The sequence below is a fragment of the Streptomyces sp. NPDC006193 genome, from assembly GCF_040613915.1.
In the GTDB taxonomy this organism is placed as follows: domain Bacteria; phylum Actinomycetota; class Actinomycetes; order Streptomycetales; family Streptomycetaceae; genus Streptomyces.
Window position 1 is genome coordinate 154,110 of sequence record NZ_JBEXTB010000011.1, and the last position, 15,764, is coordinate 169,873.

The 15,764-nt window shown below is 75.8% G+C and carries 14 protein-coding genes; 11 read left to right on the top strand and 3 right to left on the bottom strand.

Going from position 1 to position 15,764, the window contains the following annotated elements; all coding sequences use genetic code 11:
* The first annotated feature begins 20 nt into the window (after nucleotides 1–20).
* The 4 genes from ABZ261_RS13905 to ABZ261_RS13920 are packed head-to-tail and all read left to right on the top strand — an operon-like array spanning nucleotide 21 to nucleotide 5,162.
* On the top strand, nucleotides 21–1,583 hold the full coding sequence (locus ABZ261_RS13905; RefSeq protein WP_356858690.1) for a polyprenyl synthetase family protein: 1,563 nt from the start codon (nucleotides 21–23) through the stop codon (nucleotides 1,581–1,583).
* A complete protein-coding gene (gene crtI, locus ABZ261_RS13910) occupies nucleotides 1,580–3,124 on the top strand; it encodes a phytoene desaturase family protein (RefSeq protein ID WP_356858692.1) in 1,545 nt (514 codons plus the stop codon). The genes ABZ261_RS13905 and crtI overlap by 4 nt, the downstream gene beginning before the upstream one ends.
* On the top strand, nucleotides 3,121–4,149 hold the full coding sequence (locus ABZ261_RS13915; RefSeq protein ID WP_356858694.1) for a phytoene/squalene synthase family protein: 1,029 nt from the start codon (nucleotides 3,121–3,123) through the stop codon (nucleotides 4,147–4,149). The genes crtI and ABZ261_RS13915 overlap by 4 nt, the downstream gene beginning before the upstream one ends.
* On the top strand, nucleotides 4,146–5,162 hold the full coding sequence (locus ABZ261_RS13920; RefSeq protein ID WP_356858696.1) for a DUF5914 domain-containing protein: 1,017 nt from the start codon (nucleotides 4,146–4,148) through the stop codon (nucleotides 5,160–5,162). Before ABZ261_RS13915 ends, ABZ261_RS13920 begins: the two co-directional genes overlap by 4 nt.
* An 838-nt stretch (nucleotides 5,163–6,000) precedes the next feature.
* Here the strand turns inward: ABZ261_RS13920 and ABZ261_RS13925 are convergent.
* The gene (locus ABZ261_RS13925; protein WP_356858698.1) at nucleotides 6,001–6,426 is read right to left on the bottom strand and encodes a DUF6003 family protein; all 426 of its coding nucleotides are present in this window, start codon (nucleotides 6,424–6,426) and stop codon (nucleotides 6,001–6,003) included.
* Between the two features lie 365 nt (nucleotides 6,427–6,791).
* Here ABZ261_RS13925 and ABZ261_RS13930 point away from each other — a divergent pair, with 365 nt between their 5' ends.
* Entirely contained in the window at nucleotides 6,792–8,450 is a 1,659-nt protein-coding gene (locus ABZ261_RS13930) for a catalase (protein WP_356858700.1), read from the top strand.
* A gap of 67 nt (nucleotides 8,451–8,517) precedes the next feature.
* Here the strand turns inward: ABZ261_RS13930 and ABZ261_RS13935 are convergent, their stop codons facing one another.
* Complete coding sequence (locus tag ABZ261_RS13935; protein WP_356858702.1) at nucleotides 8,518–9,375, bottom strand: MBL fold metallo-hydrolase; 858 nt, start codon at nucleotides 9,373–9,375, stop codon at nucleotides 8,518–8,520.
* Between the two features lie 131 nt (nucleotides 9,376–9,506).
* Here ABZ261_RS13935 and ABZ261_RS13940 point away from each other — a divergent pair, with 131 nt between their 5' ends.
* From ABZ261_RS13940 to ABZ261_RS13960, 5 genes are all read left to right on the top strand, one after another.
* A complete protein-coding gene (locus ABZ261_RS13940) occupies nucleotides 9,507–10,376 on the top strand; it encodes an alpha/beta hydrolase (RefSeq protein WP_356858703.1) in 870 nt (289 codons plus the stop codon).
* Nucleotides 10,377–10,566: 190 nt separating this feature from the next.
* Nucleotides 10,567–11,127, top strand: a complete 561-nt coding sequence (locus ABZ261_RS13945; protein ID WP_356858705.1) for a DUF2243 domain-containing protein — start codon at nucleotides 10,567–10,569, stop codon at nucleotides 11,125–11,127.
* Nucleotides 11,127–11,960, top strand: a complete 834-nt coding sequence (locus ABZ261_RS13950) for a cytochrome c oxidase assembly protein (protein WP_356858707.1) — start codon at nucleotides 11,127–11,129, stop codon at nucleotides 11,958–11,960. The genes ABZ261_RS13945 and ABZ261_RS13950 overlap by 1 nt, the downstream gene beginning before the upstream one ends.
* A gap of 62 nt (nucleotides 11,961–12,022) precedes the next feature.
* Nucleotides 12,023–12,382, top strand: coding sequence for a tetratricopeptide repeat protein (locus ABZ261_RS13955; protein WP_356858709.1), 360 nt, complete (start codon nucleotides 12,023–12,025; stop codon nucleotides 12,380–12,382).
* 253 nt (nucleotides 12,383–12,635) lie between these two features.
* Nucleotides 12,636–13,280 carry a peptide deformylase gene (locus tag ABZ261_RS13960; RefSeq protein WP_356858711.1) on the top strand — a complete coding sequence of 215 codons (645 nt, stop codon included), beginning with the start codon at nucleotides 12,636–12,638 and terminating at the stop codon, nucleotides 13,278–13,280.
* A 9-nt stretch (nucleotides 13,281–13,289) separates the two neighbouring features.
* On the opposite strand, the gene ABZ261_RS13965 is transcribed toward ABZ261_RS13960, so the two are convergent.
* A complete protein-coding gene (locus tag ABZ261_RS13965) occupies nucleotides 13,290–14,720 on the bottom strand; it encodes an NAD(P)/FAD-dependent oxidoreductase (RefSeq protein WP_356858713.1) in 1,431 nt (476 codons plus the stop codon).
* Nucleotides 14,721–14,861: 141 nt separating this feature from the next.
* On the opposite strand from ABZ261_RS13965, the gene trxA reads away from it, so the two are divergent.
* On the top strand, nucleotides 14,862–15,254 hold the full coding sequence (gene trxA / locus ABZ261_RS13970; RefSeq protein ID WP_356858715.1) for a thioredoxin: 393 nt from the start codon (nucleotides 14,862–14,864) through the stop codon (nucleotides 15,252–15,254).
* The last annotated feature ends 510 nt before the right edge of the window (nucleotides 15,255–15,764 follow it).

Sequence of the window (15,764 nt, forward strand, 5' to 3'; positions counted from 1 at the left end):
TCATGACGAGAGGAACCCGGATGCGCCCCACGCAGGCGAAGGAGCACCACGTGGCCGAACCGCCGCCCTTCCCCCGCCTGGTGCCGGTGCCGGGACCGCCCGCGCGTGAGCACCCGGACGGCGCGACCGGCGGCGCCGGGAGCGGCGCGGCGCGGGAGGCGCTCCCGCCGGACGCCGGGGACCTGCGCGCCGTCGACGCGGACGTGCCCGCGGCCGTCGGGCGGGTGCTGGACCAGGTGCTCGCCGACCGTCTCGCGCGTGCCCGCGCGGCGGACCCGCTGTTCGCCGCGGATCTGGCCTGCCGGGTGGCGGACTTCACCCGGGCGGGGGGCAAGCGCGCCCGCGCCCAGCTCCTGTGGTGGTCCCTCCGTGCCTGCGGCGGCGGGCAGGAGTCGCTCGCGCCGGCCCTGCGGATCGGCGCGGCGCTGGAACTGCTGCAGACGTGCGCCCTGGTGCACGACGACGTGATGGACGCGGCGGTGCGGCGCCGCGGCGGGCCCGCGCTGCACGCGGCCCTGCGCGACCGGTACGCGGGCTCCGCCCCTCCTGGCCGGCTGGGGCGCTTCGGTGACGCGGCCGGCATCCTGGCCGGTGATCTCGCCCTCGCCTGGGCGGACGACCTGGTGGCCGAGACACCGGTCGGTCCCGCGGCGGCGCCTCTGGTGCGCCGGCTGTGGAGCGACATGCGCACGGAGATGGTCGCCGGCCAGTACCTGGACGTGCAGGGTCAGTTGACGGCGTCGTACTCGCTGGCCCGTGCGCTGCGCGCCGCCTGCCTCAAGAGCGCCCTGTACTCGGTCGAACGGCCCCTCGCGCTGGGGGCCGCGCTGGCGGGCGCCGACGGTGCCACCACGCGGGCGCTGCGGTCGGCCGGCCGCTGCGTCGGCGTGGCGTTCCAGCTGCGGGACGACCTGAACGACGTCTTCGGCGATCCCCGCCGGACCGGCAGGTCCTGCGGCTCGGACATACGGGAGGGCAAGCCGACCTCGCTCATCGCGCTGGCGCTGGCCCGTGCCGAGGCGGCCGGCGACCGCCGGGCCCTTACCGTGCTGCACCGGTCGCTCGGCGACGCCGGGCTCACCCCGGAGGGCCTCGACGAGGTGCGAGAGGTGCTGGTGGCCACGGGCGCGCCGGCCGCGGTGGAGGAGAGGATCGGCCGGCTGGTGGCGCGGGGGCTCGCCCACCTCGACGGTGTGCCCCTCGCCCCGGAGGGCAGGGACCCGCTGCTCGGCCTGCTCCGCCGCACGGCACAGGGCGCACCGCCCGCCACCCGCCCCTACCCGCCCGCCGACGGCCACCCCGGCACGGCACCCGCCGACGGCCACCCCGGCACGGCACCCGCCGAAGGCCGCAGCGGCGCGGCAGCGGCGCACGGCCACTCCGGGACTGCGACCGCCGGAGAGGCGGGGCGCGCCGCCGAAGGCGCAGGGCGCGCCGACGACCGCATCGGCGCCGGCGCCGGCCCGGTCGTCGGCCGCTTCGCGGCGGCGCCCGCCGCGTCCGCCCCGGTCACGTCGGCTGCGGCCGCCGTCGTCACCGCCGTGTCCGCGACCGCTTCCGCCGGGCTGGAGGACGGTCGATGACGCGTACCGTGCCGGGGCCCACCGATCATGTGGTGGTGGTCGGGGCCGGACTGGCCGGCCTGTCGGCGGCCCTGCACCTGCTGGGCGCCGGACGCCGGGTCACCGTGGTCGAACGCGACGCGCTGCCCGGCGGCCGGGCCGGCCGCCTCGACCTCGGCGGCTACCGGATCGACACCGGCCCCACCGTGCTGACCATGCCGGACCTCGCCGACGAGGCGTTCGCCGCCGTCGGCGACAGCCTGCACCGCCGGGTCGAGCTGATCCCGCTGCACCCGGCCTACCGGGCCTGTTTCGCGGACGGCAGCACCCTCGACGTGCACACCGACGCGGAGGCGATGGCGGCGGAAGTGGAACGGTTCGCCGGAGCCGCCGAGGCGGCGGGCTACCGGCGGCTGCGGGACTGGCTGGGCCGGCTCTACCGGGCGCAGATGCGCCGCTTCATCGACGCCAACTTCGACTCGCCGGCGGACCTGCTGACCGGCGACCTCGCCCGGCTGGCCGCACTCGGCGGGTTCGGCCGGCTGGAGACGCGTATCGGCCGTTTCCTGAAGGACGAGCGGCTGCTGCGCGTCTTCTCCTTCCAGGCCCTGTACGCGGGCGTCCCCCCGGCCCGGGCGCTGGCCGCGTACGCGGTCATCGCCTACATGGACACCGTCGCCGGCGTGTACTTCCCCCGCGGCGGCATGCACGCCCTGCCGCGGGCCATGGCGGACGCCGCCGCCGACGCGGGCGCCGAATTGCGGTACGGGATGGACGTGACCCGCCTGGAACGGTCGGGGAACCGGATCACCGCGGTCGTCACCGACCAGGACCGCATCCCGTGCGACGCGGTGGTCCTCACCCCCGACCTGCCCGTCGTCTACCGGCTGCTCGGCCGCCGGCCGCGGCGGCCCGTGCGGCTGCGGCACTCCCCGTCCGCGGTGGTCCTGCACGCGGGCACGGACCGCACCTGGCCGGGACTCGCCCACCACACCCTGTCCTTCGGCGCGGCCTGGCGCACGACGTTCGAGGAACTCACCCGCACCGGGCGGCTGATGAGCGATCCCTCGCTCCTCATCACCCGGCCGACCGCCACCGACCCCGGGCTCGCTCCGCCCGGCCGCCACCTGCACTACGTGCTGGCGCCCTGCCCCAACACGGACATCGGCCCGGAGGCCGCCGCGTGGACCGACCTCGCCCCCCGCTACCGGGACGCGCTGCTGCGGGAGCTGGATCGGCGCGGGCTGGACGGCATCGGGGCCGCGATCGAGCAGGAGTGCCTGGTCACCCCGGCCTCCTGGCACGCCCAGGGGCACGCCGCCGGCACCCCCTTCTCCGCCGCGCACACCTTCGCCCAGACCGGGCCGTTCCGGCCCCGCAACCTGGTCCGGGGCACCGAGAACGCCGTCCTCGCCGGCTGCGGCACGACCCCGGGGGTCGGCGTGCCGACCGTGCTGGTGTCGGGGAAGCTCGCGGCGGCGCGCGTCACCGGCCTGCCGGGACGCGCGTCCGCCGGGACGCGCGCCGCCGCGCCGGCCCTCCGGAAGGGAACCGCCGAATGACCGATCGGGAACTCGACGCGGCGGGGATCGCGGATCCGGTGCTGCGGGCCGCCTACCGGCACTGCCGCGCGCTCAACGCACGGCACGGCCGCACCTACTTCCTCGCGACGCGGCTGCTGCCGGTGGAGCGCAGACCCGCCGTGCACGCCCTGTACGGCTTCGCCCGCTGGGCCGACGACATCGTCGACTGCCTGGGCCCGGACGCCGGCGCAGACCGGCGCGCCGCGCTGCTCGCGGACCTGCGGCGCAGTCTGGAGCGGGGGCTGCGGGACGGGCGCAGCGACGAGCCGGTCGTGCGCGCCCTCGCCGACACCGCGCGCCGCTACGCCATCGACCACGCGCACTTCGCCGACTTCATGGCCGCGATGACCTCCGACCTGGTGGTGACGGACTACCCCACCTACGCGGATCTGCGCCGCTACATGCACGGTTCCGCCGCCGTGATCGGCCTGCAGATGCTGCCGGTCCTCGGCACCGTCGGCCCCCGCGAGGAGGCCGCGCCCTACGCCGCCGCGCTGGGCGTCGCCTTCCAGCTGAGCAACTTCCTGCGCGACGTCGGCGAGGACCTCGACCGCGGCCGCGTCTACCTGCCCGCCGACCTGCTCGCCGCGCACGGCGTCGACCGTCCGCTGCTGCGCTGGAGCCGGGACACGGGCCGGACCGACGCCCGGATCACCGCCGCGCTGCGGGAGTTCGAGGCGCTCACCCGCCGGGTGTACCGGGAGGCGGCGCCGGGACTGGCTCTCCTGGAGCCGGTGTCCAGGCCCTGCATCCGCACCGCGTTCGTCCTGTACGGCGGCATCCTGGATGCCGTCGCCGAGGACGGGTACCGGGTGTTGCACCGCAGGGCGGTGGTCCCGCGCCGGCGCCGGGCGGCGGTCGCCGCGGACGGGCTGGCCCGGGTGTTCGCCGCGCGGCTGCGCGCCCGCGGGCGGCCCCGGTCCGCCGCCGTGCGCCCGCGGCCGCTGCCCGTCACCGTGCCCGGCGGGGCCGCGTCCCCGCCGCTTCCCGAGGAGGTCGCGTGAAGCCTGACCGACCGGCCCGGCGCGGCCGCGTCCCGCTGTCCCTGCGCCGGCGGCCCGTGCCGTGGGACCGCCAGCGTCCCACCTGGCGGGAGGCACGGCCCGCGGTGATCGCACAGGCGCTGAAGCGGGCGCAGGCCCGTCCCTCGGGGAACTGGTACGTCGTCGGCGCCTCCCGCGACCTGCGCGACGACCGCCCGCTGGCCCGGACCGTGGCCGGGCAGGAGGTGGTCGCCTGGCGTGCCGCGGACGGCCGCCCGGTGGCGGGTCCCGGCATCTGCCCGCACCTGGGGGCGCCGCTGCGGGACAGCCCCGTGCGCTGCGGCACCCTGGTCTGTCACTGGCACGGGCTCGCCCTGGACGGCACGCCGTCCGCGGGCTGGAGCCCGCTGCCCGTGCACGACGACGGTGTGCTGGTGTGGGTACGGCTGGACGAGGCGGGCGGCGAGGAGCCGCTGCCCGCGCCGGTCGTCCCGCGCCGGCCCGGGCGGGCCCGTGCGCTGACGGCCGTCTACACCGGCGCGGGCGTCTGCGAGCCGGAGGACGTGGTGGCCAACCGGCTGGACCCCTGGCACGGGGCGTGGTTCCACCCGTACTCGTTCGTGGACCTGACGGTGGTCGGCGCGCCGGGCGACGGGGCGGACGGCGACGAGGACGCCTTCACGGTGGACGTCTCCTTCAAGGTGGCAGGGCGGCTGGTGGTGCCGGTGCGGGCCGTGTTCACCGCTCCGGAGCCGCGCACGGTCGTCATGCGCATCACCGACGGGGAGGGCGTGGGCTCCGTGGTCGAGACCCACGCCACCCCGCTCGGTCGGGACGCGCTGGGCCGGCCCCGCACCGCGGTGATCGAGGCCGTGGTCGCCGCGTCCGACCGGCCGGGCTTCGCCCTGGCGCGCAAGGGCGCGCCGCTGCTGCGCCCGCTGGTGCGCGCGGCGGCCGGACGCCTCTGGCGCGACGACCTGGCCTACGCCGAACGGCGCTGGCGGCTCCGCTCGTCCGGCCGCTTCCCCGGCTGACACCCGGACGGGGTTGCCCGCCCCCCTACCCCCGACAACCCGCCCGCGCGGGACCGCATCCCCCGGGCCAGCCCCGGCGGGAGCGGCATCCCCAACAGGGCCGCACCGCCGAGACGGCTCATCGGACGCCCACCCGCAGGGGGCGAAGCCCCCGGCGCAGGGCGAAGCCCCCGGCACGCCACGGGCCCCGGCGGGTCGGTGGCGCTGAGGGCACCTCAGCGGGTGACCGCCGCAGCCCCCGATCCGCCCCCGTCGACCGGCCTCTCGCTAGCGCCGGAGCCCCGGCACCTCCGTCCATCCCGGACCCCGTCCGCTCCCGACACCGGCACCGGCAGCCGCCCGCCCGCCGGGCCTGGCCCGGAGCGGACGACCGCGTCGGCCGTGCGCCGACCGGTGCCGGCTCACCGCACGTGCCCCCCGGAGCGGCCCCGCGAGTGACGCCCGCCCGGAACTCCGAGCTTCCCGCAAGCTCCCTCGCGGTTCCGTCGACGACCACTCAGCGAGTGACCGCACAGGCACGCCCCCGTCGGCCGGACGCATCCGGAGCCCGCCCAACGGGCCCACACACCACGCCGGTCACTCTCCCCGTCCGGCCCCCACCACCGGGCGCCCGCCCACCTGACCGCGCAGCGGCGTCCACGGGGCACCGAATCCCGCCCGACGGGCCCGCAGGCCGACCGGTCACGCCCCCCGTCCGGCCCCCACCCAGCCGCAGCCGCCCGCCTGACCGTGCTGCGGCCTCCGTGGCCGCCCGGTGGGGCCGGGTTCCCCCCGGGCCAACTCGGCGGAGGTCCGCTCGGCCGGTGTCCGGCCCCGGGCCCACCGGGCGCCGCCCCGGTCAGCGGGTGGCTGCGGCCCGTACCACGGCCGGGTCCTCGCCGGTGAGTTCGGCGATGCGGTGCGGCGCGACGCCCGCGGCCAGCGCCCGGGCGAGCAGTTCGTCGCGGCCGTGGGCGCAGTCGCGGTAGGCGAGCAGTTCGGTCTCGACCGCGGCCAGGGGTTCCGGCGCGGTCTGGTGGCGCAGCCGGCTCAGTTCCTCCTCGCCCAGGGGAACCGGCAGCCGCTCCGCTTCCTCGGGGATGGCCCCGGTCTCCTCGGGGGGCACCACCCGCAGCCGCGGGGACGTCGCCGACACGCCCTGGGCGTCGAGCCAGGCGCGCACGGCGGGCGTCTCCATGCAGGAGAGTTCGCCCGCCGCGGCCGGTGGCACGCCGAGCGTCTCCGCCGGGTCGTCCACGAGAAACAGGTATGCGTCATCGGTCATGGCTGACTCCTCGTCAGGGCTGGTCGGCCGGTCGCCGTCCCCTTACCCCGTTCGCGCCCGCATAGCGCCGTCGATCGCCCGAGCGTGGCACGGCGATTCCCCCAGGTACCCGACCGGACGCGCCGCCGCCGCGCACAGGTGGCGGCGCACGGGCGCCGGAGCCGGTGGCCGGGGCGGGCGGCGCTTCCCCGCCGCCCGGGCCTGCGTCCCGCGTCCGCGGGCCCGCTGCGTCACCCGGCTCCGCGTGGCCGAAGGGGAGCCGTACGGGGGTTCGGCGCGGATAGGGCCGCGCGCCTGCGGGTACTCGGGCGCCGGCCGCGGCGACGCTTGTCGTATCGCCTTCCCCGCTTCAAGGAGCCCCGCTCATGACGGACGTAGCAAGCAAGGGTCCCGACTCCGGTGACGACCGCGCGGTCCTGACCGACCGGCAGGGCCACCCCGTCTACGACAACCAGAACCAGCGCACCGTCGGCGCCCGCGGCCCGGCGACGCTGGAGAACTACCAGTTCCTGGAGAAGATCAGCCATTTCGACCGGGAGCGCATCCCCGAACGGGTGGTGCACGCCCGCGGCGTCACCGCGTACGGCTTCTTCGAGGCGTACGGCGCCTGGGGCGACGAGCCGATCGGCCGTTACACGCGCGCGAAGCTGTTCCAGGAGCGCGGCAAGCGCACCGACGTCGCCGTCCGCTTCTCCACCGTCATCGGCGGCCGCGACTCCTCCGAGGCGGCGCGCGACCCCCGCGGCTTCGCCGTCAAGTTCTACACGGAGGACGGCAACTGGGACCTGGTGGGCAACAACCTGGGCGTGTTCTTCATCCGGGACGCCATCAAGTTCCCCGACGTGATCCACGCCCTCAAGCCGGACCCGGTGGACTTCGAGCAGAAGCCGGCCCGGATCTTCGACTTCATGTCGCAGACGCCCGAGGCCATGCACATGCTGGTCAACCTGTTCAGCCCGCGCGGCATCCCCGCCGACTACCGCCACATGCAGGGCTTCGGCGTGAACACGTACAAGTGGGTGAACGACCAGGGCAACACCGTGCTCGTCAAGTACCACTGGATGCCCAAGCAGGGTGTGCGGTCGATGACCGAGGAGGACGCCGCCAACGTGCAGGCGGGCTCCCTGGGGCACGCCACCAAGGACCTGTACGAGGCCGTCGAACGCGGCGATCACCCCGAGTGGGAGCTGCTCGTGCAGATCATGGAGGACCACGAGCACCCGGAACTCGACTTCGATCCGCTGGACGACACCAAGACCTGGCCCGAGCAGGAGTTCCCGCCGAAGCCGGTGGGCCGGATGGTGCTGGACCGGATGCCGGAGAACTTCTTCGCGGAGAACGAGCAGATCTCCTTCGGCACGGGCGTGCTCGTCGACGGCCTGGACTTCTCCGACGACAAGATGCTCGTCGGCCGCACGTTCTCCTACAGCGACACCCAGCGCTACCGGGTCGGCCCGAACTACCTGCAGCTCCCGGTGAACCAGGCGAGGAACGCCCGGGTGCGCACCAACCAGCGCGACGGGGCGATGACCTACCACGTCGACGGCCGCGGGGAGAACCCCGGCGTCAACTACGAGCCGTCGATCCGCGGCGGGCTGCGCGAGGCGCGGTACCCGGCGCACGACGAGCAGGGCCCGGAGATCCGCGGCCGGCTCACCCGCAAGCGCATCCCCCGCACCAACGACTACCAGCAGGCGGGCCAGCGCTACCTGCTCATGGAGCAGTGGGAGCGCGACGACCTGGTGAGGAACCTGGTGAGCCAGCTCTCCCGGTGCGACCGGCCCGTCCAGGAGCGCATGGTGTGGCACTTCCTGCTGGTGGAGAACGACCTGGGGCTGCGGGTGGGCGAGGGTCTCGGCATCCGCCCGGAGGACGTCGCGGACCTGGAGCCGCTGGCCAGCCAGGACCTCACCGAGGAGGACAAGGAGCGGCTGGCGAACCTCGGCAAGAACCCGCCGCGGGACGTCGAGGGCCTCACGATGACGCACTGCGTCCCCGACGAACGCCATGTCGTGACCCGCTGAACCGCACGCATGCGGCCGTACCGCGCCGTGCCGGCCCGGGGCGGGCCGGGACGGCGCGGCGCGCCGGTCAGCCGACCACGGGCGCCGCGCCCGGCTCGGTGGACAGGCGGGTGCGGCCGCCGTGCGGACAGTGGACGATCCGGTCGCCGAGGCCGAGCCGGCCGGCCTCGGCCAGGAAGGCGGACAGCGGTGAGCGCATCACCGTGTAGTCCTCGTAGTGCACGGGCAGGACGGCGCGGGGACCGAGGCGCCGGACCAGCTCAGCGCCCATCGCGCCGTCCATGGTCACCACGAAGCCGCCGGGCAGCCGGGTGCCGCCCAGGTGCAGGACGGCCAGGTCGGCGGCCGGGAACCGTCGGGCGATCTCGTCCAGGCCGTCGTACGGCAGCGTGTCGCCGGAGACGTACAGGCGCAGCCGCGTCGGTCCGCCCTGCGGGCCGAACTCGATCAGGCTGCCCATCACGGGCGGCAGCAGTCCGCGCAGCACCGGGTGCCCGGCGTGCCGTGCGGGCAGGGCGGTGACGGTGGCCCGCACCCCGCCCTGCCGCAGGGTGAGTCCGTGCCAGGTCCGCAGGCCCGCGGTCCGTTCGAAGCCGTGCAGCACCTTCAGGCGGCGTGCGGCGTGCGGGGTGCTGAGCACCGGGACGGTGTGGTCCAGGTGCCGTCGGGCCCGGCGGTCCCAGTGGTCGCCGTGCAGGTGGGACAGCACGATGCCGTCGAGGCGGGGCAGGTCCTGCGGGTCGGCGGCGGGCTCGGTCAGGCGGCGGCTCAGCAGCCCGTAGCCCAGGTAGGCGTACTCGCCCCGGTGCAGGAAGTTCGGGTCGGTGAGCAGGGTCAGCGGGCCGTACCGCAGCAGCACGGTCGCGTTGCCGATGAAGTGGAGATCGACCGTGTCGCCGGTCGGTCGGTCCGTGGTGCCGGGCATGGGATCAGCCGCCCTTCGGTCCGCGCCGGGTTTCTCGCCTGCTGTGCGGGTACCCCTGGCGGGCGGAGTCGCTCCGGCGGAAGGCCCCGGATGCGGCCCGGTCCGTCGGCCGGCAAGGGGAGGTTCGGTTCGTGTTCGAGGGTTTCGAGGTCCGTCAGGTACGGACGGACGAGGCGTCCGTGTTCGTCCGCCACGGTGGCGAGGGTCCGCCGGTGGTCCTGCTGCACGGTCATCCGCGTACGTCCGCGACCTGGCACCGGGTCGCTCCGCTGCTGGTCCGGCGCGGCTTCACCGTGGTCTGCCCGGATCTGCGGGGCTACGGCCGCTCGCGCGGCCCGGCGCCCACGGCCGACCACGCCGGGTACTCCAAGCGGGCCGTCGCCGGCGACGTGGTCGAGGTGATGCGCACGCTCGGCCACGACCGGTTCGCGGTCGCCGGACACGACCGCGGGGGGCCCGTGGCGCTGCGCCTGGCCCTCGACCACCCCGAGGTGATCACCCGGGTGGCGTTGCTGGACTGCCTGCCGATCTGCGAGCACCTGTCCCGCATCACGGCCGAGTTCGCCACGCAGTGGTGGCACTGGTTCTTCTTCGCCCAGCCGGACGTCCCCGAGCGGGTGATCAACGCCGACCCGGACAGCTGGTACCGCGGCGACCCGCAGAGCCTCGGACGGGAGAATCACGACGAGTTCCGTCAGGCGACCAGGAACCCCGAGGTGGTGCGGGCGATGCTGGAGGACTACCGGGCCGGGCTGACCGTCGACCGGCGGCACGAGGAGGCCGACCGGGCCGCCGGGAACCGGATCCGGTGCCCGGCGCTGGTGCTGTGGTCCCTCAGGGACGACCTGGAGGACCTCTACGGGGACCCGCTGCAGATCTGGCGGCAGTGGGCGGTGGACGTCCGCGGGCACGGCATCGACTCCGGCCACCATGTCGCCGAACAGGCGCCGGAAGCGCTCGCGGCCGACCTGGGCGACTTCTTCGCCGGACAGCAGGTCTAGCCAGGCCCTGTCGCTCGGGACCGCCCCGCGTCGCGCCCGGGACCCGCCGGTGCGGCGGCGGCCGTCCGCGGTCCGAGCGCGCGGACGGCCGAACCTGCCGCTGCGGCGGATCCGGGGAACTGGTAGCTGTCGACTGGGCGGCCGTCGCCGCGACCGGCCCGGCCGAGGACGACGAACGAGACGAGGAGCGATGGCGACCACCGTGCGCGAGACCGGAAGCGAATCCGCACCGCCCAGTCTGCGCCTGCCCGGGCTCCTCCTCGGGGTGGGGCTCGGCGGTTTCGTCGACGGCATCCTGCTGCACCAGCTGCTGCAGTGGCACCACATGCTCACCGGCACCGACCACGACCGCATCGGGGTGAGGTACTACGACCCGCGCACCGTGTCGGGGCTGCGGATGAACACGGTGTGGGACGGCGTCTTCCACACGGTGTGCTGGCTCGCCGTCCTGACCGGGCTGGCCGTCCTGTACGCGCGGGTGACCACCGGGCGGCGCCGGGTGTGGGCCTCCCGGGTGCTGTGGGGCTGGGTGCTGGCCGGGTGGGGGCTGTTCAACCTGGTGGAGGGCGTCCTGGACCATCATGTCCTGGGCATCCACCACGTGCGCGGGGGGCCGCACCGGCTCTGGTGGGACATCGGCTTCCTCGTCCTCGGCGCGCTGCTGCTGGCCGGCGGTGTGCTGCTGCAGCGCGGCGGCCGGGCATTCGATCCGGCGGCCCTGCGGACCGGGCGTCCGGGAGACGCCGCCTGATGGACCACGGCATCCCGCATCACGGCGGCACGCATCCGCACCACCCGGACGGCGCCGGCCTCCTGGCGGTGCTGCTGCCGGCACTGGCCCTCCTGGTGTGCGCGGCCGGCTATCTGCTGCTGGCGCGCCGGGTGCGCCGCCGCAATCCGGTCAGGGGCTGGAGCACCTGGCGCACCGCCGCGTTCGGCGCGGGCGTCGTGCTGCTGGCGGTGGCGCTGCTGCCGCCCGTGGCGCCCCTCGCCCACCGGGACTTCCGCGGTCACATGGCCCAGCACCTGCTCATCGGCATGTACGCCCCGCTCGCCCTGGTGCTCGGCGCCCCGGTCACCCTGCTGCTGCGCGCGCTTCCCGCGCCGCGCGCCCGCCGCCTCTCCGCGCTCCTGCACAGCGGCCCGGCGCGCCTGCTCGCCCACCCGGCCGTCGCGCTGCTGCTGTCCGCCGGGAGCCTGCCGTTGCTGTATCTCACGCCGCTGTACGGCGCCGTCACGGCCCACCCGGCCGGGCACTGGCTGCTGCACGCGCACTTCCTGCTGTCGGGGTGCCTGTTCGCGCACTCGGTCGCCGGGCCGGACCCGGCCCCGGCCCGGCCGGGTGTGCGCGCCCGGCTGGTCTTCCTGGGCTGCGCCATCGCCGTGCACGCGGTGGTGGCGCAGCTGATGTACGGCGGGTTCCGGGTGGGCGTCCCCGCGCCCGTGGCCGAGGTGCGGCAAGGCGCCGAGATCATGTACTACGCGGGGGACATCGCCGAACTCCTTCTGGCGGCGGCCCTGGTCGCCACCTGGCGCCCGGAACGCCGTGCGCTCGCCGGACCCGCCGCGCGGGCGGCCGGGTAGCCAACCAAAAAGTGGAATATTCAACGACTGGGTGCCGTTGTGGCCGCCGGAGGAGGTCACCTGTGGAGACCCAGAGGGAGAACGCGTACTACGGCCACGGCACCGCCGCGGAGCGCTGGGAGCGGGCGCAGCTGTACTTCGCGGCCGAGGACTACGCGGGCGCGGCACGGGTGCTGTCCGGGCTGGTCGAGGAGGCGCCGGAGCAGACCGGACCCCGGCTGCTGCTGGCGCGCGCCTACTACCACTCCGCTCAGCTGCGCCGTGCGGAGGCCGAGTTGCGAACCATCCTGGAGCGCGACCCGGTGGAGCGGTACGCCCGGCTGATGCTCGGCCGCACGCTCCAGCGCCAGTCCCGGCACGAGGAGGCGGAGCGCCATCTGCGCATCGCCTCGGCACTCGCGGGCGACTTCCCGCAGCGGTGAGGGTTCCCCCGGCCCGGCGGAGGGTGCGGCGCGCCGACGCGCGCCGCCGGCCGGACCGGGGCGCCCTCGGGGGAGGCCGGACCGGAGCGGTCGCGCGCCGGCGTCCGCGCCTGCGTCTCCGAGCGCGCCGGCGTGCGGAGAGGCGCGGTCACACCACCGGCGCGCGGCCGGAGGCTCCGGGAAGGGGCCGAGCACCGGGGTACGGGTGACAGGCGCCCCGGAAAGAGGGGTGCGGCCGTGGCATGCTGACGCGATGGCCCTTCCCCGTGAGCACGCACCGCTCGCCGAGCGCGTCGAGGAACTCCTCGCCGCCGGCGGCCCCTTGCCCATCGTCGCCGCCGGACAGCCCGTGCTGCGCCGCGGCGCCGAGCCGTACGACGGCCAGCTCGGCCCCGCGCTGCTGGCCCGGTTCGTCGAGGCCCTGCGCGTCACCATGCGCGCGGCACCCGGTGTGGGTCTGGCCGCACCGCAGGTCGGGGTGCCGCTGCGGATCGCGGTGGTCGAGGACCCGGCGCCGGTCCCGGAGGAGGTCGCCGTGGCCCGGGCCCGTGTCCCGCAGCCCTTCCGGGTGCTGGTCAACCCGGTGTACGAGCCGGCCGGCGCCGCCCGCGCCGCCTTCTTCGAAGGCTGCCTGAGCGTGCCGGGCTGGCAGGCGGTGGTGGCCCGGCACACGGAGGTGCGGCTGCGCGGCCAGGACGAGCACGGGCGTGCCCTGAACGAGGTGGTCGCCGGCTGGCCCGCCCGGATCGTGCAGCACGAGACGGACCACCTCGACGGCACGCTCTACCTGGACCGTGCCGAACTCCGCTCCCTGTCGGCCAACGAGGCGGTGGCGGCGCTGTGGTCCCAGCCGACGCCGCGGGCGGCGGCCGCGGCCCTGGGTTTCGACCTGCCGTAGTCCGGCTGTTCAGTTGTCCCGGTACGCCTCCAGCAGCCGCAGCCACACCTCGCTCAGCGTCGGGTACGACGGGACGGCGTGCCAGAGCCGTTGGACGGGGACGCGGCCGGCGACCGCGACGGTGGCCGAGTGGACGAGCTCGCCGACGCCGGGGCCGACGAAGGTGACACCGCGTAGGATCTCCTCCTCCAGGTCGACGACCATGCGGGCGCGCCCCTTGTAGCCGTCGCCGTACAGGCCCGCGCCCGCGACGGAGGAGAACGCGACGTCGACGGCGCGGACCCGGTGGCCGGCCTGTTCCGCCTCGGCGAGGGAGAGGCCGACCGCGGCGGCCTCGGGGTCGGTGAAGACGACCTGGGGCACGGCGTGCCGGTCGGCGGTGGCCACGTGGGCGCCCCAGTCCTCGTCCAGGAGGGGGCCGCCGGCGGCGCGGGCGGCGATCGCGGCGCCGGCGACACGGGCCTGGTACTTGCCCTGGTGGGTGAGAAGGGCGCGGTGGTTGACGTCGCCGACCGCGTAGAGCCAGTCGGTGCCGGTGACCCGGAGGGTGTCGTCCACGTCGAGCCAGGAGCCGGGTTCCAGCCCGACGGTGTCCAGGCCGATGTCCTCGGTCCGCGGGGCGCGGCCGGTGGCGAAGAGGATCTCGTCGGCCTCGATCCGGTCGCCGGCGCCGGTGACGACGACGACCGCGCCGTTCTCGCGGGTGACGGACGCGACGGAGGTGCCGGTGCGGACGTCGGCGCCCGCCTCGGTGAGCGACTCGGCGACCAGCTCCCCGGCGAACGGCTCCATCCGGTTCAGCAGGCCCTTGCCGCGGACCAGCAGGGTGACCCGGGAGCCGAGGGCCTGCCAGGCGGTGGCCATCTCGGCGGCGACGACACCGCCGCCGACGACGATCAGCCGGCCGGGAGCCTCTTTGGCGCTGGTGGCCTCGCGGCTGGTCCACGGCTCGACGTCGGCGAGTCCGGGCAGGTCGGGCAGCTGGGCGCGGGTGCCGGTGCAGACGGCGACGGCGTGCCGGGCGGTGAGGGCGGTGACCGTGCCGTCGGGGCCGGTGACGGTGACGGCACGGGGACCGGACAGCCGGCCGTGGCCGCGGTACAGGTCGGCGCCCGTGCCGTCCAGCCAGGCGACCTGGCCGTCGTCCTTCCAGTGGGAGGTGTACTCGTCCCGGCGGGCCAGGACGGCCGGGGTGTCGAGCGGGCCCCGCACGGCCTGGCCGAGACCGGGCAGGCGCCGCGCGTCGGCCTGGGCGATGACCGGCCTGAGCAGGGCCTTGCTGGGCATGCAGGCCCAGTACGAGCACTCGCCGCCGAGCAGTTCGCTCTCCACGACCGCGGTGCTGAGGCCGGCCGCGCGGGTGCGGTCGGCGACGTTCTCGCCCACGGGGCCGCCCCCGAGCACCACGACGTCGTAGGCGATGGATTCCGTTTCCGTCATGGGGTCAGTCTGGTGGGTGGTGTGCGCCGTGGCCACAGGGGTACGCGCGCGGGACACGGACGTGCACGGCCGGAATAGGGGGCCCGGCGGATGTGTTGGTGCCGTCGGCACGCCCCCACACCAGGAAGAGGGATTGACGCCATGAGCAGCACCGTGGAGCTGACCAAGGAGAACTTCGACCGGATGGTCACCGAGAACGAGTTCGTTCTCATCGACTTCTGGGCGTCCTGGTGCGGGCCGTGCCGGCAGTTCGCGCCCGTGTACGAGAAGGCCGCCCAGGACAACCCGGATCTGGTGTTCGGCAAGGTGGACACGGAGGCGCAGCCGGAGCTGGCCGCGGCCTTCGACATCCAGTCGATCCCGACGCTGATGATCGTCCGCGACCAGGTCGCGGTCTTCTCCCAGCCGGGCGCCCTGCCCGCGCCGGTCCTGGAGGACCTCATCGGGCAGGCCCGCGGCCTCGACATGGACGAGGTCCGCAAGAGCATCGCCGCCCAGCAGGGCCAGGCGCAGCAGGGCGAGGCCCGGCAGTAGCCCGAGCGGGCCGCGCTGCGCGTCAGCTGGAGCGCTGCACACCGAGGCCTTCGGCACGGTGTGCACTGGACTTCGCCGCCGGGCTCGCCGACGGCGCGGACGTCGCAGCCGACGAGTTCGGCGAGGCTCGCGGCCCGGGGGCAGCTCGACGCGGACCGTGGTGAGCCGCGGCCGCGGCAGCCGGCCCGGCATCAGATCGTCGGCGCCGACCGCGGCGACGTCCTCGGGGATGCGCACACCCTCGTCCTGCGGGGCGTCGTCGTAGGCGGACCCGCGACCGGGCCCGGCCGGGGCCGGGGGGCCGCGAGGTCGGCGGCGGCCTCCTCCGTGTGGGCGAGCGGCAGCTCCGTCACCGCCACGCATCCCTGACTCCCCGGACACGACCACGCCCTCCGCGCCGCAGTCGGCGCCGGGCACCGGAACGGCGACCCGCCGCGACTCGGCCCCCGCGCGGGGGCCAAGGACGTCCTGCTGCTCGACGTCACCCCGCTGTCCCTCGGCATCGAGACC